This is a genomic window from Bacillus sp. GW821-FHT01G09 (assembly GCF_059422205.1).
Genome location: NZ_JBWKWL010000004.1, coordinates 131755 through 145662, shown reverse-complemented (window position 1 = coordinate 145662; position 13908 = coordinate 131755). Strand labels below are relative to the sequence as shown.

Here is a 13908-nt window from a genome sequence, read left to right as displayed (position 1 = left end):
ACGGACGTAACTAGGGAACAACAAAACTAAATAAACAATGTACTAAATATTCAACATATTTTTATTTCGCTCCGCAAAAGGAAATCTGGCAAAGTCCATCTCACGTACCTCTTTGGGGAAAAGTTGTTTATGAGTCAGAAACCCTATAAAAAAAGGTTCATTTTCCTCACGGTAATCACCTGTATATATTTTACAATAGTAGTGATAGTGATAAAAGAGGAGGGTACCAAATGAAGGTTTCAAAAACAATGCTGCTAAGCACTGCCGCGGGTTTATTGCTTAGCCTGACAGCAACCTCGGTGTCGGCTCATTATGTGAATGAGGAACATCATTTCAAAGTGACTGCACACACGGAGACAGATCCGGTCGCATCTGGCGATGACGCAGCAGATGACCCGGCCATTTGGGTTCATGAAAAACACCCGGAAAAAAGCAAGTTGATTACTACAAATAAGAAGTCAGGGCTCGTCGTGTATGATTTAGACGGAAAACAGCTTCATTCTTATGAGTTTGGCAAGCTCAATAATGTCGATCTGCGCTATGATTTTCCATTGAACGGCGAAAAAATTGATATTGCTGCCGCATCCAACCGGTCCGAAGGAAAAAATACAATTGAAGTATATGCAATAGACGGGGATAAAGGAAAATTGAAAAGCATTACAGATCCGAAACATCCTATTTCCACCAATATTTCTGAGGTTTATGGATTCGGCCTGTATCACAGCCAGAAAACAGGAGCATTTTACGCATTAGTGACAGGCAAACAAGGGGAATTTGAGCAGTATGAAATTGTTGATGGTGGAAAGGGTTATGTAACAGGAAAAAAAGTGCGTGAATTTAAGTTGAATTCTCAGACCGAAGGCCTTGTTGCGGATGATGAGTACGGAAACCTATACATAGCAGAGGAAGATGAGGCCATCTGGAAATTTAAAGCTGAGCCCGGCGGAGGATCAAAGGGGCAGGTTGTTGACCGTGCGACAGGAGATCATTTGACAGCTGATATTGAAGGACTGACAATCTATTATGCACCAAATGGCAAAGGATATCTCATGGCTTCAAGTCAAGGAAATAACAGCTATGCAATGTATGAACGGCAGGGGAAAAATCGCTATGTAGCCAACTTTGAGATTACAGATGGCGAGAAGATAGACGGTACTAGTGACACGGATGGTATTGATGTTCTCGGTTTCGGACTTGGCCCAAAATATCCGTACGGGATTTTTGTGGTGCAGGACGGCGAAAATATCGATAACGGACAAGCCGTCAATCAAAATTTCAAAATTGTATCGTGGGAACAAATTGCACAGCATCTCGGCGAAATGCCTGATCTTCATAAACAGGTGAACCCGAGGAAGCTGAAAGACCGTTCTGACGGCTAGAAAAGAAAGCAGCTTGTGCGGCTGCTTTTTTCTATGAATAAAAAAATCGTTCATAGCAATGAACGATTTTTCATGAGAGCGCCAGATGAATCGCTTTTAGTTTTGCAGGAAACTCATCAAACGTAAATGCGGGTACGATCTCTTTATAATTGGCTGCTGCAGCTTTTTGCCGTTCTTCAGGGTGGTTGATATAGAAAGCGGCTTTTTCCTTAAAGTCGTTCATGCCGTGATAAGAAATAAAGGATAAAAAAGGATGCGCCGCGGGTAAATCTGTTAATTGAAATGCTTCGCATGCAGCGATATCAAACGTTCGGTTATTAAAACTGGCATTTTTGATGCGCATAGTATTTTGGTTGAAAGCAAAATGATAGGGACGATGCGCATTAATTACGATGTCTGCCCCATTATAATAATGAACGGCCTGTTCGGGTGGAACCCATGTGCTGACGACATCAATATGCGGCTGTTTGAGCACTTTTTTAGGCAGATATTTTCCCCATTCCTTGCCGATTACCCGAACCGTGAATGGCAGATGGACCGCTTCTTTCATAAGCTGAACCCGATTAGGGTAAGGATAGCCGATGATTAACAGATTTGAATGATAGGAATGTTCGGTGCCCATTTTTTTAAACAGCCGATGGTTGACTGGTATCGGAACATAATAGACGTTCTGGTAGCCGAGCTCTTGATAGTAGAGAGCTGCATTTTGTTCTATCGTTAATATGGCGTCAGCAAGCTTAATTACCTGAAGGCTGATATCCATATAAAATGGGTCTTCGGTCAGCCAAACATACACGGGGATATCCTTACCCTTTAACCAGGTCAGCCAGTCGTGAGGAACGCGGTCTCCAACCATCATAAGTGTGAAGTCCGGCTGAAACGCTTCGATCTTCATCAAAGATTCTGCTTCAGGTTTATCTGCAATCATATACTCTGTATGAGTGTTCTGAAAACATTCTTCAGCCCAGCGATCAAAATAACTGTATATTCCTCCGTATCCCGACTGGATATACAAGACTTTCATCGGATGTTATGAAAAGAACGTAACGCTTTCTACTTTGTCTACATCAATTAATGTTGTAGCTTGGCCTGCCGGAGTGACGGAGCTTTCCTGTGTTACAAAGACGATACCGTGAACTTGATCGAAAGCAACGAAAACAACCGGTCCGATCATGTCACCTGAATCAGTCACAATGCTGATTGTCGTGCCTGGCGTAATTCTGGCAAAAATCCATCTTGCCGGAAGAGAAGGGTCTAAAATAGATTCTGCCGTAACCGTTTCACTTTCATCTACTTTTTGATCGATGGCAGCATCAAGCAAGGCTTTAAGATTACTATCCATATTTTCTCCTCCTTCTGTTGCAGTTGGAAATAAAGGGCTTAAAACGGCTTTAATTAAATCCTTTTTTAACTGTGCATTTTCAGAGCTCATTACACACACCTCCTATTCGATAGTGAACTCACGTTATTCATATTCTTCCGGCTGTTATTTGGTATGAGTCGAACGCCGTACCTGATCTATTTTTCATCTATTTAAGGAAAATGCTGATTTTTTAATGGAGTGGACATAGCCTATACCATAAATCGAAGTCGCACATATTGTGAAACAGAGATAAGGATAAGGGAGAGGGATGATTTGGATTTAGAGAAACAAGTGGATCGAGAAGAAAACCAAGATGATCTGCATTTTATTTTGCTTTTGCTGATTCTGCTTATACGTCAATCGTCTTCTGAAGGAAATCCATCTGACCTCAGACGCCAGCTTGTTTTTGCAAAAGAGCTGGGCGTACCGGTTTCAAAAGTCAATTTGATCAACGGAGATACACTTCAAAATGTCATCGTAAAAGAAGTTCTGACTGATTTGGTTATTTTCCAAAACCCGTTACATAACACGAGATCTCATGTTTCACTCTCAAGTGTTGTAAGCTGGGGTGCTTTTTAAATGATGACAGAGGCTCTGCTTGCTGCGGAGCCGTTTTTATGTTTGACGGCGGGAGGCGGTATAGATGGGAGAGAAAGTGTCTATTATTTTAACAAGTTACAACAAACCCGATTATTTGCAAAAAGCGATCGAAAGCGTGATACAGCAAACGCATGATCTTTGGGAGCTTTTTATCATGGATGATCATTCGAATGCAGAAACAACTGCGGTGATTCACAAGTATCTCCATGACCGGCGCATTCAATATCATAACAGTTTCGTGCATCCTGCAGATCGATTAAAAACAGCCCGTTATGCCACATTAATTAACAGTGCGCTCCCATTTGCAGACGGCGATTACATTTCCTATCTTACTGACGACACTGTTTATCATCCTGAGCGGCTGAGCCGTATGGTGCAAGAGTTTTCACATAAGCCTGAAGCGCAGGCGGTCTATTCAAAACAAAAAGTTGTACATGTAAACGAAAGGGGAGAGGAAATCTCACATTTCTACAGAAATGCCAATGCAGTGCTTGATCAGGCCGCTTTTCAAGTTGATCATTGCTCCGTTATGCATCGCCGTTCGTTACTTAATCTCATCCACCATAAATTTGGAGGCTACTGGGATGATGATATGAAGCATTGGAATCATGGAGACGCAATTTTTTGGGCGAGACTCAACAACTTTACCCCATTTCTGCCGATAAATGAAGTATTAGACACAACCTATAAAACCCCAGATTCATTTCAAAATGCATATCGGTTTCTGCCCGCCGATTTGATTGACGGCTCTTTTGTAAAAGGTTCAGATCAATATGTGTATTTTTTTGATCAGGGTGTAAGGCATCCTGTTGGAGAAAAGTGGGGTTTTTTGTATCTAAATCGGACTGTCGCTGTTCCAGACCCATATTTATTCCAATATAGGATTGGCAAAATTTTAAACATTCCGAATTATATTTTAGTAAAGGAAGCTAATCATCCTGCAATATTTTATATCGAAGCCGGAAAAAAAAGGCGAATTGTGGACCAGTATGCGTTTCAATTTTATCAATTTCAAAGAAAAGACATAGTGACAATTGGAAAAGAAGAGATGGAGACGCTTCCGGAAGGGCCGCCGATTACGTGGAAACGATCTGAATTGATCAAAAATCCGCCTGGCCGACGGGTGTTTTTCATCGAACGCGAGCCGTTTTTGTTTCTAAACGGCGTCTTTCACCCGATTAGTGAACAAGTAGCAAGGAAGTTTTTTTTACATCAGAAGCCAATCTCCGCTTCTTTCCGAAATATTCAGCAATTTCCAATTGGAAAGCCGTTTTATCCGGTGTACGATGAGATTATAAAGAAATTGAATATTGCAACAGAGTAAAGGTATAGGTCATAAAAAGGAGACGTTCATGACAGGACATTATTCAAAAACGGAACATCAATATATATTGTTAACGTCTGAATCGGCATCGTTTGATCATTACAGCGTATACAGAGATCCGCAGCTTCCACAAATTTTTTCTCATAACTTTGTTCAGCTTCATGATACGTTTCCATTGGAGCGGTTACTTAACTTTTTACCCTCCGTACCAAAGCTGCTTGATGCGAATTATCTCCATTTAAAAGCGTCGCCGCAGCATGTTTTTCCGCTCGGCTTGAAGCAGTCGCTTGTAAAAAGCGGTTTTGTCGTCGAGGATGAGCTACTATATGACATGAAGCTTAGTGACTGGAAGGGGCAGATGGGACATCCTTTAACCGCATGGGGGACGGCGAAAAGTCTTAGCGACGGATCTTCTATTATGAAAATTTACGATTCCATTTATATTGGAGAAGCAATCGCTGAACAAAAATTAAAAAGAAAATATCCTTTCTATGAAGCAGGTATAATCATTCTTGTTGTTTGTTACAGCGACCAGGCACAGAAAGTTCCCATTGGGTGCGGCGAGCTGTTTATCGATCATCAAGAGAAAACGGCTAAAATCGAAGAAGTGGCAATTTTAGATCAGTTTCAAAGGAAGGGCTACGGCAGTATCTTAGTGAAAGAAATGCTGTCCATCGCCAAATCACTAGGAATGGAAGCAGCCTACTTAGTGGCTGCAAGCACTGACGGTGCAACTCAGTTTTACGAAAAGCTGACGTTTAAAAAATATGAGCGGGTGCATACTGTATTTCATTATTTCCTTACATGAAATAGGCGTTTGCACAAACCATTTGGGACTTGGCCCGCATAAAATGCCGTATATCGTGATAAGAAAGGATGAAAACAGCATGTATGGATACTCTGGGTACGGTTACGGATTTGGCTGCGGGACAAATACATTTGTGTTAATTGTTGTCTTGTTCATTTTATTAATTATTGTTGGAGCCGCTTTTATTTGCTAGATGCTGAAATTCCAAAAGAGCCTTCCCTATTAGGAAGGCTCTTTTTATGTGAAAAAGTTTTTGCGGGGAACGTCATGCCGCCATTTGGACACTCATACAATATGGTAAAAGGGGTTTTGAGGTGGGAGCATGAGCAGTTATTTGATTAAGCCAGAGCTTAGCTCGGCCTATCCGGTTGTCAGTTATGCGAAGGGTTCATATGTTTATGATCAGACCGGAAAAAAATATCTCGACGGCTCGTCAGGTGCGGTGACATGTAATATCGGCCACGGAGTTCGTGATGTGACTGAGAAGCTGAAAGAACAGCTTGATCAGGTGTCTTTTGCTTACCGCTCACAGTTTACGAGTGAGCCCGCCGAGCAATTAGCCGCTCTCTTGGCACAGGAGCTGCCCGGAGATGTGAATTGGTCTTTTTTTGTCAACAGCGGATCAGAAGCGATAGAAACAGCTATGAAAATCGCCATTCAGTATTGGCAGGAAAAAAAGCAAACACAAAAATCCATCTTTTTGTCTCGATGGAGCAGTTACCACGGAATAACTTTGGGAGCGCTTTCATTGTCTGGTTTTTATGAAAGGAGATACCGGTTCACCCATCTCATTGAGCGGTATCCAGCTATCTCAGCTCCACATATTTATCGGCTGAATCACGAGACAGAAGAAGACTTTGTTCAGACTGCAGCTGATGAACTGGACACTATGATCAAAAGAATCGGAAGCCAATTCATCGCCGGCTTTGTGGCTGAGCCTATTATTGGTGCTGCAGGAGCAGCGATTACTCCGCCTCCGGGATATTATGAGAGATTAAGTGAGGTATGCCGCACACACGATGTGCTTTTTATTGCAGATGAAGTGATGACGGGGCTTGGGAGAACAGGAAGGATGCTCGCGACAGAGCATTGGGACACCGTACCTGATATTGCTGTACTGGGGAAGGGACTCGGTGCGGGGTATGCGCCTATTGCTGCTGCCGTCGTATCTGATTCTATTATTGAAACGATAAAACAAGGGTCAGGTGTGATTATGAGCGGTCACACATATAGTGCACATCCCTATTCAGCCAAAGCTGCTCTTGAAGTTTTGCGATATGTGTTAAAGCACGGCTTGATCAAACAATCAGAAAAAAAGGGCGCTGTGCTGAAGAAAAAGCTTGATGAGGCGGCATCTCAAAGCGGCATTATAGGTGATGTGCGCGGAAAAGGACTGCTATTAGGCGTTGAATTTGTGGCAGACCAAAAAACGAAGAAAGTGTTTCCGCCAGAGCAGGCGGTAACCCAGCTTATTGTCAGCGAGGCGAAAAAACGCGGGCTAATTGTTTATCCTTCCAAAGCTGGAATAGACAGTGGAGAAGGAGATGCTGTCATTATTGCTCCTCCTTTTACTATTTCAGACGGTGAAGTGGAAGAGCTTATCTCTATTTTTTCAGAAACAGTTGCAGCGGTCGAAAAAAACTTAAAAAAGGATTGACATTAAATGGCGCCATTTCAAAAAGCAATCAGCATTGACACAGCAATTGCAGATGTTCGGGATGGATCGGTTCTGATGTTTGGCGGTTTTGGGGGAGTCGGGTCGCCTCCTTCATTGATTGAAGCGATATTGGACAGCGGTGTAACGGATTTAACTGTGATTTGCAATGACGCCGGTTTCCCGGATATCGGGATCGGCCCGCTTATTGTTAATCAACGGGTCAAAACCCTGATCGCCTCGCATATCGGTTCCAATCCTGTAGCCGGAAAACAGATGACAGAGGGGACGTTAGAGGTTCAATTTTCACCTCAGGGAACGCTTGCGGAACGGATTCGCGCCGGCGGAGCGGGGCTTGGCGGTATTTTAACCGATGTGGGCATTGATAATCAAATGGTTTGCGAAAAAAAGGACATCGTAACAGTGGCGGGAAAACGATACTTGATTGAAGAGGCGCTGACGGCTGATTTTGCTTTCATCAATGCTTACATTGCAGATGAATTCGGCAATCTAACGTATGACAAAACCGCGCGCAATATGAATCCGCTTATGGCAATGGCCGCCAGGAGAACCTTTGCCGAAGCTGAGCGTATCGTTCCGATGGGTGAGATTTCTGAAGAAATGATTGTCACACCGGGGGTTTTTGTTGAGGGAGTTGTAAGAAGCGAGGGAGTGAAGTGGAAATGGGCTTGGGAGTAGCAGAAAGAGAACAGATTGCAAAACGGGCTGCTACTGAAATTAAGCAGGGCATGATTGTGAATCTCGGTATCGGTATCCCATCCTTGGTACCGAACTTTTTGAAGCCTGACATACAGGTCATGTTTCAAGCGGAAAACGGTGTCCTTGGCATTGGAGAAAGTCCCGAAAAGGGAGAAGAGGATGCGCATTTATGCAACGCCGCGGGCTATCCTGTCCGCGCTGTAAAAGGGGCTTCTTATTTTGATACAACCATGTCTTTTGCGATGATCAGAAAAGGCAAAATTGACATTACGATTTTAGGCGCCCTGCAGGTGAGCCAATCAGGAGATTTGGCAAATTGGCTTGTTCCGGGAAAAAAGGTGCCTGGTATGGGCGGGGCGATGGAGCTTGCCCAAAAAGCGAAAAAAGTGGTTGTCGTCATGAGTCATACAGATCAAAAGGGAAGGCCTAAATTAACAGAAAGATGCACGCTGCCATTAACTGCTGCAGGCTGTGTAGATTTGATTATTACCGAAAAAGCGGTTCTTGAGGTCGATAGCCATCACTTCATTTTAAAAGAGCTGATGAATGGTTCGACAATCGATGAGGTGACGAGGCTGACAGAAGCTGAAATCAAAATAGATATGCCTTTTTCTTAAGAGGGGGAATGAGGATGCAAGACATTGAAAGAAAAGTAATCGAGTGGCTTGATCAGCATTCGGCCAAAGCCATTCGTCTTCTCAAAAGGCTGATTGGGGAAAAAAGCACATTGGGGTCAGAGTTTAACGCCCAAGCTGTTGTGCTTGAAAAGCTGCGGCAATTTCATATGGACATTGATGTATGGGAGCCAAGCATAAAGCAATTAAAACAGCATCCCTACTTTAAATCTAACCGATCCGATTTTCATGAGAGCCCGAATATCGTGGCTAAAAAAACGGGAGCCGGCGGAGGCAGGTCCCTGATTTTGAACGGTCATATCGATGTTGTGCCTGAAGGAAGCGTAAAGGATTGGAAGTATGAACCGTATCAAGCTGTCGAAGAAAACGGTAAAATATACGGCCGCGGCTCAACGGATATGAAGGGAGGCAATACAGCCCTTCTTTTTGCTTTAGAAGCCCTGCACGCTTGCGATGTCAAATTGAAGGGAGATGTATTGTTTCAGAGTGTTGTAGATGAAGAGTGCGGCGGCGCCGGTACACTGTCCGCCATCATGAGAGGCTATCGTGCTGACGGGGCGCTGATTCCTGAACCGACGAATATGAAACTATTTATTAAGCAGCAGGGTTCGATGTGGTTTCGGATCACTGTGAAGGGATTAGCCGCACATGGGGGCACACGCTATGAAGGGGTAAGCGCGATTGAAAAAAGCATGCACGTTATCACAGCGATACAAGAGCTGGAGAAAGTCCGCAATGCGAGAATTTCAGATCCGCTGTATGACAATATCCCAATACCGGTACCGGTGAATATCGGCACCATCTCGGGCGGTGCCTGGCCATCTTCAGTTGCAGACCGTGTCGTTATAGAAGGGAGATGCGGAATTGCTCCCCATGAGAAACCAGAAGCTGTAAAACTTGAATTGGAAAACTGGCTGAAGGATTTAGAATACTATGACGAATGGTTTAAACGCCATCCCGTACAAGTCGAATGGTTTGGCGCTCAATGGCTGCCGAATGATTTACCTGATAATCACCCTTTAATTTCTGTGCTGCAATCAGCCTATCAAAAAATGAAACAGACAGAGCCGATTATTGAGGCTTCCCCGTGGGGAACGGATGGAGGGCTTTTGTACCATGCAGGAGATACACCAGTGATCGTTTTCGGGCCGGGGGAAACAAAAACGGCTCATCAGGCCAATGAATACATTGAGGTTGAAGCCATGATAGAATCTGCTAAAATTATTGCACTTTTTGTCATGGATTGGTGCGGGCTTCATACAGATGGGGAGGATGAGGATGCTCAAGTCAATAAAGAGTAGCGGTGTCACAGCAGTTTTGGACCATGACGGCTTTAATAAACGAATCAGAGTGGTCCGTTATGACGGAGCCATTGAGAAGGCCCTGCCGGATATCGTGGCAGCGGCAAAAGAAGAGGATGCAGAAAAAATCATTGTTTATGCGAAGCAGCATGATGAGCCAATCCTTGCCAAACAATTATTTGCGCCGGAGGGTTATCTAAAGGGCTATTATCTCGGCTATTCGGCTTGTGTCATGGTACGTTACCTTTCAGAAAGCCGGAGACAGACAGATTCTTATACAGAGGAACAGGAGATCATCGAAGCCATATATCGCACAGCGCCCCGTCTTCACAACGACAGTACACCCGTTTTTACGATGAGAAAAGCAGAAACAAATGACATGTACCAGCTATCGATGTTGTATAAAAAAGTATTCCGCACGTACCCAACCCCGGTATTTGACCCCGCTTATATTGAAAAGACGATGAATGCAAATACGGTGTATTATATCATGCTTGATCATGACCGCCTGATCAGCGCAGCAAGCGCAGAAATCAATCCAGAGCTTGGGCATGCAGAAATAACCGATTGCGCTGTGCTGCCGGAATATCGCGGCCATTCGTTAACAAGCTTTTTAATCGAGGCGTTAGAAAAAGAAATGGCTGGAAAGGATATCTTTCATGTATTTTCTCTCGCCCGTGCTTCGTCTTTTGGGATGAATGCTGTGTTGTACCATTCAGGTTATCAGTATGGCGGAAGGCTGATCAATAATTGCTTTATAGCCGAAGGCCTTGAAAACATGAATATTTGGTGCAAGCAACTGTAAGTCAAAATATGCGCGAGGAGGAGTTCGTTTGAAAAACAAATGGTATAAACCGAAACGGCATTGGAAGGAGATCGAGTTATGGAAGGACGTTCCGGAAGAGAAATGGAACGATTGGCTTTGGCAGCTGACACACACTGTAAGAACGTTAGATGATTTAAAGAAAGTCATCAATCTGACCGAGGATGAAGAGGAAGGCGTCAGAATTTCTACCAAAACGATCCCCTTAAATATTACACCTTACTATGCTTCTTTAATGGACCCCGACAATCCGAGATGCCCGGTACGCATGCAGTCTGTGCCGCTTTCTGAAGAAATGCACAAAACAAAATACGATCTGGAAGACCCGCTTCATGAGGATGAAGATTCACCGGTACCCGGTCTGACACACCGCTATCCCGACCGTGTGCTGTTTCTTGTCACAAATCAATGTTCCATGTACTGCCGCTACTGCACAAGAAGGCGTTTTTCCGGACAAATCGGAATGGGCGTCCCTAAAAAACAGCTTGATGCTGCAATTGCTTATATCCGGGAAACACCCGAAATCCGCGATTGTTTAATTTCAGGCGGTGATGGGCTGCTCATCAACGACCAAATTTTAGAATATATTTTAAAAGAGCTGCGCAGCATTCCGCATCTGGAAGTCATCAGAATCGGAACAAGAGCGCCCGTCGTCTTTCCACAGCGCATTACCGATCATCTGTGCGAGATATTGAAAAAATATCATCCGGTCTGGCTGAACACCCATTTTAACACAAGCATCGAAATGACAGAAGAATCCGTTGAAGCATGTGAAAAGCTGGTGAACGCGGGAGTGCCGGTCGGAAATCAGGCTGTCGTATTAGCAGGTATTAATGATTCGGTTCCAATTATGAAAAAGCTCATGCATGACTTGGTAAAAATCAGAGTCCGTCCTTATTATATTTACCAATGTGATCTGTCAGAGGGAATCGGGCATTTCAGAGCTCCTGTTTCCAAAGGTTTGGAGATCATTGAAGGGTTGAGAGGTCATACCTCAGGCTATGCGGTTCCTACCTTTGTCGTTGACGCACCAGGCGGCGGCGGTAAAATCGCCCTGCAGCCAAACTATGTCCTGTCACAAAGTCCTGACAAAGTGATCTTAAGAAATTTTGAAGGTGTGATTACGTCATATCCGGAACCTGAGAATTATATCCCCAATCAGGCAGACGCCTATTTTGAGTCCGTTTTCCCTGAAACCGCTGACAAAAAGGAGCCGATCGGGCTGAGTGCCATTTTTGCTGACAAAGAAGTTTCGTTTACACCTGAAAATGTAGACAGAATCAAAAGGAGAGAGGCATACATCGCAAATCCGGAGCATGAAACATTAAAAGATCGGCGTGAGAAAAGAGATCAGCTCAAAGAAAAGAAATTTTTGGCGCAGCAGAAAAAACAGAAAGAGACTGAATGCGGAGGGGATTCTTCATGAAAACATGCGAATGGTGCGGCGAGCTTGAAGCGGTGCCCGGCAGGAACACGGTGTACTGGGAGCTTCCTGATGGAACGAGGGCTATAGAACTGACAGACACTCCTGCCATGGTATGTTCTTCCTGCGGTATGACCTATCAAGAGGAAAACACGGTTAAGGAGATTGAGGATCAGCTGCTTTTAATTCAAACAAACAAACTGCCTGAAAGCCTGACATATCAGCAGCTCATGGAGACAGAAAGAATTTTGAAACGCAACTATTTTGACTTCTCCTGAGTCATGTTTCAGTATTCTTTTGTTGTAATTTTACACTTGAACTGTATAATAGAACAACAAAAGACAGACACCAGGAGGGGAAACCCATGAAATCCTTTTATCACTATTTATTGAAATACAGACACCCTAAGCCGAAGGACAGCATCAGTGAATTTGCCAATCAGGCGTATGAGGATCACAGCTTTCCAAAAACATCAACCGATTATCATGAAATCAGTTCATATTTGGAGCTGAATGCTGATTACCTTCACACGATGGCGACGTTTGATGAAGCTTGGGATCAATACGAGTCTGAAGTGCACGGCAGATAATAGCTGTTTCATCCGCAGATCACTGCGGATTTTTTTATGTCCCCCATACCATAATTGGATATTTCCTTTGGTTTTCATGCCCATGCGAATTGGCTTCACCCGGCATACGATAGCGTATGAGAAATGTTGCGGCGAGGGGGAGACACCATGAAGCAAAATAAACCGAAATTCCAAGTAGGGGATATCGTAGTCGTCATTATGTATGGAACAGTCGGCACCATCACAAAAGTACACCAAATTGATAAACACTATCTTTATGAAGTCAATCATAACGAAGTTTTATACTTTGAATCATCTATTCAGCTTTATAAAGATTATGAGGGTGTCATTGTCGACATGGAGAAGCTTGATATTGAGTATGAATTCCTTATTGGGGACGTTGTTTATGTAAAAGATTATGGAAAAGAACTCTTTCGCATTATCGGCCATAGAACAGAAATTTGGAGATATTTAGAAGATGGCTGGGAAGATATCATTTATGAGCTGACCCGTTTAAAGGATGGAGAGTGGCTTGAAACGGAGGAAGAGGATCTCACGCTGGTGCTTAGAAAATATGAAATGGACCAGTTTGTGCATCAGCTGTTGTTTGTCCATTATGTCGGAGAAACTGGCCATGAGATCGGCGAAGATATCGCATCGTCTGCTCTTCTTCAGTTTGAAGGCGATGATGAAGATCAAGATACCCTTCACATCCTTGCTGTGTCAATTGTTGATGAGCTTCTGGATATTTATAATGACTACAAAATTCTGTACGAAATGTTTCATGATGAAGAATATAAAGACATGATGATGTTTGTTTTGGAAAGTTTAAAAGAGCATTTCAGTTAGTTTGTGAACATACGGATCAAGACATATAAAAAATATGGCAGACAGCCCCAAATCATCACACGCGTCATTCCTTTGAGCGTTTTTTCCATTATGATATCAAATCTTTCTCCGTCCAGTGCTTCCATCATTTTAGCAATCATAGCGTCAGCCTCCCATGGCTCGTTTTTTATTCAATATATGACTGAAAGAATTGTTTAGAACACCGGGTATAATTCAGCCTGTTTTTTCATAAAACATAAAAAAGGAGGCGGTACGGAGATGAAAGAAATAGATCTTGTGATTGATACGGAAGAAATCGCTGAATTTTTTTACAGAGAGCTTGCAAGACGGGGCTACATACCGAGTGAGGATGAGCTGTTTGAAATCGCTGATATTACCTTTGATTATTTGATAGAAAAATGTATGATAGATGAAGAGCTGGATGAAGATGAGTGAGGCTTAAAACCGGAGCGGTCAGCTCC

The 13908-nt window shown here is 43.4% G+C and carries 19 protein-coding genes; 16 read left to right on the top strand and 3 right to left on the bottom strand.

Annotation, left to right across the window (positions count from 1 at the left end):
* Positions 1 to 230 precede the first annotated feature (230 nt).
* The gene (locus tag AC07VD_RS14195; protein WP_129092478.1) at positions 231 to 1379 is read left to right on the top strand and encodes a phytase; all 1149 of its coding nucleotides are present in this window, start codon (positions 231 to 233) and stop codon (positions 1377 to 1379) included.
* A gap of 70 nt (positions 1380 to 1449) precedes the next feature.
* Here the strand turns inward: AC07VD_RS14195 and cgeB are convergent, their stop codons facing one another.
* Positions 1450 to 2403 carry a spore maturation protein CgeB gene (cgeB, locus tag AC07VD_RS14190; protein WP_124058300.1) on the bottom strand — a complete coding sequence of 318 codons (954 nt, stop codon included), beginning with the start codon at positions 2401 to 2403 and terminating at the stop codon, positions 1450 to 1452.
* Positions 2404 to 2409: 6 nt separating this feature from the next.
* Positions 2410 to 2811: a spore crust protein CgeA gene (cgeA, locus tag AC07VD_RS14185; RefSeq protein ID WP_003230824.1), complete on the bottom strand. Its 402-nt coding sequence runs from the start codon at positions 2809 to 2811 to the stop codon at positions 2410 to 2412.
* Between the two features lie 204 nt (positions 2812 to 3015).
* Between cgeA and cgeC the strand changes: the two genes are divergently transcribed.
* The 14 genes from cgeC (at position 3016) to yodN (ending at position 13447) form a co-directional block, all read left to right on the top strand.
* Positions 3016 to 3321: a spore maturation protein CgeC gene (gene cgeC / locus AC07VD_RS14180; protein WP_129092477.1), complete on the top strand. Its 306-nt coding sequence runs from the start codon at positions 3016 to 3018 to the stop codon at positions 3319 to 3321.
* 64 nt (positions 3322 to 3385) lie between these two features.
* Positions 3386 to 4666: a spore maturation glycosyltransferase CgeD gene (gene cgeD, locus AC07VD_RS14175; protein ID WP_124058296.1), complete on the top strand. Its 1281-nt coding sequence runs from the start codon at positions 3386 to 3388 to the stop codon at positions 4664 to 4666.
* 28 nt (positions 4667 to 4694) lie between these two features.
* Positions 4695 to 5474: a spore maturation N-acetyltransferase CgeE gene (gene cgeE, locus AC07VD_RS14170; RefSeq protein WP_015383898.1), complete on the top strand. Its 780-nt coding sequence runs from the start codon at positions 4695 to 4697 to the stop codon at positions 5472 to 5474.
* A 43-nt stretch (positions 5475 to 5517) separates the two neighbouring features.
* The gene (locus AC07VD_RS14165; RefSeq protein WP_015251877.1) at positions 5518 to 5667 is read left to right on the top strand and encodes a YjcZ family sporulation protein; all 150 of its coding nucleotides are present in this window, start codon (positions 5518 to 5520) and stop codon (positions 5665 to 5667) included.
* Positions 5661 to 5816, top strand: a complete 156-nt coding sequence (locus tag AC07VD_RS14160) for a hypothetical protein (RefSeq protein WP_015714119.1) — start codon at positions 5661 to 5663, stop codon at positions 5814 to 5816. Before AC07VD_RS14165 ends, AC07VD_RS14160 begins: the two co-directional genes overlap by 7 nt.
* Entirely contained in the window at positions 5797 to 7131 is a 1335-nt protein-coding gene (locus AC07VD_RS14155; protein ID WP_494721832.1) for an aspartate aminotransferase family protein, read from the top strand. Before AC07VD_RS14160 ends, AC07VD_RS14155 begins: the two co-directional genes overlap by 20 nt.
* Before the next feature lie 6 nt (positions 7132 to 7137).
* Positions 7138 to 7827, top strand: a complete 690-nt coding sequence (locus tag AC07VD_RS14150) for a CoA transferase subunit A (protein WP_003230839.1) — start codon at positions 7138 to 7140, stop codon at positions 7825 to 7827.
* Complete coding sequence (locus tag AC07VD_RS14145; RefSeq protein WP_042976303.1) at positions 7812 to 8465, top strand: 3-oxoacid CoA-transferase subunit B; 654 nt, start codon at positions 7812 to 7814, stop codon at positions 8463 to 8465. The genes AC07VD_RS14150 and AC07VD_RS14145 overlap by 16 nt, the downstream gene beginning before the upstream one ends.
* 8 nt (positions 8466 to 8473) lie before the next feature.
* The gene (locus tag AC07VD_RS14140; protein WP_494721833.1) at positions 8474 to 9784 is read left to right on the top strand and encodes a peptidase; all 1311 of its coding nucleotides are present in this window, start codon (positions 8474 to 8476) and stop codon (positions 9782 to 9784) included.
* Positions 9762 to 10589 carry a putative beta-lysine N-acetyltransferase gene (gene ablB, locus AC07VD_RS14135; protein WP_101169522.1) on the top strand — a complete coding sequence of 276 codons (828 nt, stop codon included), beginning with the start codon at positions 9762 to 9764 and terminating at the stop codon, positions 10587 to 10589. Before AC07VD_RS14140 ends, ablB begins: the two co-directional genes overlap by 23 nt.
* Before the next feature lie 28 nt (positions 10590 to 10617).
* On the top strand, positions 10618 to 12033 hold the full coding sequence (gene kamA, locus AC07VD_RS14130; protein ID WP_004399420.1) for a lysine 2,3-aminomutase: 1416 nt from the start codon (positions 10618 to 10620) through the stop codon (positions 12031 to 12033).
* Positions 12030 to 12308, top strand: a complete 279-nt coding sequence (locus AC07VD_RS14125; protein WP_024572727.1) for a YokU family protein — start codon at positions 12030 to 12032, stop codon at positions 12306 to 12308. The genes kamA and AC07VD_RS14125 overlap by 4 nt, the downstream gene beginning before the upstream one ends.
* Positions 12309 to 12394: 86 nt before the next feature.
* Positions 12395 to 12619, top strand: coding sequence for a YozE family protein (locus tag AC07VD_RS14120; RefSeq protein ID WP_003231160.1), 225 nt, complete (start codon positions 12395 to 12397; stop codon positions 12617 to 12619).
* Between the two features lie 147 nt (positions 12620 to 12766).
* Complete coding sequence (yodN, locus tag AC07VD_RS14115; protein ID WP_014480050.1) at positions 12767 to 13447, top strand: germination protein YodN; 681 nt, start codon at positions 12767 to 12769, stop codon at positions 13445 to 13447.
* Here yodN and AC07VD_RS14110 read toward each other — a convergent pair.
* Positions 13444 to 13587, bottom strand: a complete 144-nt coding sequence (locus tag AC07VD_RS14110; protein WP_003231164.1) for a hypothetical protein — start codon at positions 13585 to 13587, stop codon at positions 13444 to 13446. The genes yodN and AC07VD_RS14110 overlap by 4 nt on opposite strands.
* A gap of 118 nt (positions 13588 to 13705) precedes the next feature.
* Here AC07VD_RS14110 and AC07VD_RS14105 point away from each other — a divergent pair, with 118 nt between their 5' ends.
* Entirely contained in the window at positions 13706 to 13882 is a 177-nt protein-coding gene (locus tag AC07VD_RS14105; protein WP_003231166.1) for a YozD family protein, read from the top strand.
* The last annotated feature ends 26 nt before the right edge of the window (positions 13883 to 13908 follow it).

Bases quoted from the DNA above. Each gene is read 5' to 3' on its own strand.
- AC07VD_RS14195 (WP_129092478.1), top strand. From the start codon at position 231: ATGAAGGTTTCAAAAACAATGCTGCTAAGCACTGCCGCGGGTTTATTG.
- cgeB (WP_124058300.1), bottom strand. From the start codon at position 2,403: ATGAAAGTCTTGTATATCCAGTCGGGATACGGAGGAATATACAGTTAT.
- cgeA (WP_003230824.1), bottom strand. From the start codon at position 2,811: ATGAGCTCTGAAAATGCACAGTTAAAAAAGGATTTAATTAAAGCCGTT.
- cgeD (WP_124058296.1), top strand. From the start codon at position 3,386: ATGGGAGAGAAAGTGTCTATTATTTTAACAAGTTACAACAAACCCGAT.
- cgeE (WP_015383898.1), top strand. From the start codon at position 4,695: ATGACAGGACATTATTCAAAAACGGAACATCAATATATATTGTTAACG.
- AC07VD_RS14165 (WP_015251877.1), top strand. From the start codon at position 5,518: ATGCCGTATATCGTGATAAGAAAGGATGAAAACAGCATGTATGGATAC.
- AC07VD_RS14155 (WP_494721832.1), top strand. From the start codon at position 5,797: ATGAGCAGTTATTTGATTAAGCCAGAGCTTAGCTCGGCCTATCCGGTT.
- AC07VD_RS14150 (WP_003230839.1), top strand. From the start codon at position 7,138: ATGGCGCCATTTCAAAAAGCAATCAGCATTGACACAGCAATTGCAGAT.
- AC07VD_RS14145 (WP_042976303.1), top strand. From the start codon at position 7,812: ATGGGCTTGGGAGTAGCAGAAAGAGAACAGATTGCAAAACGGGCTGCT.
- AC07VD_RS14140 (WP_494721833.1), top strand. From the start codon at position 8,474: ATGAGGATGCAAGACATTGAAAGAAAAGTAATCGAGTGGCTTGATCAG.
- ablB (WP_101169522.1), top strand. From the start codon at position 9,762: ATGCTCAAGTCAATAAAGAGTAGCGGTGTCACAGCAGTTTTGGACCAT.
- AC07VD_RS14125 (WP_024572727.1), top strand. From the start codon at position 12,030: ATGAAAACATGCGAATGGTGCGGCGAGCTTGAAGCGGTGCCCGGCAGG.
- AC07VD_RS14120 (WP_003231160.1), top strand. From the start codon at position 12,395: ATGAAATCCTTTTATCACTATTTATTGAAATACAGACACCCTAAGCCG.
- yodN (WP_014480050.1), top strand. From the start codon at position 12,767: ATGAAGCAAAATAAACCGAAATTCCAAGTAGGGGATATCGTAGTCGTC.
- AC07VD_RS14110 (WP_003231164.1), bottom strand. From the start codon at position 13,587: ATGATTGCTAAAATGATGGAAGCACTGGACGGAGAAAGATTTGATATC.
- AC07VD_RS14105 (WP_003231166.1), top strand. From the start codon at position 13,706: ATGAAAGAAATAGATCTTGTGATTGATACGGAAGAAATCGCTGAATTT.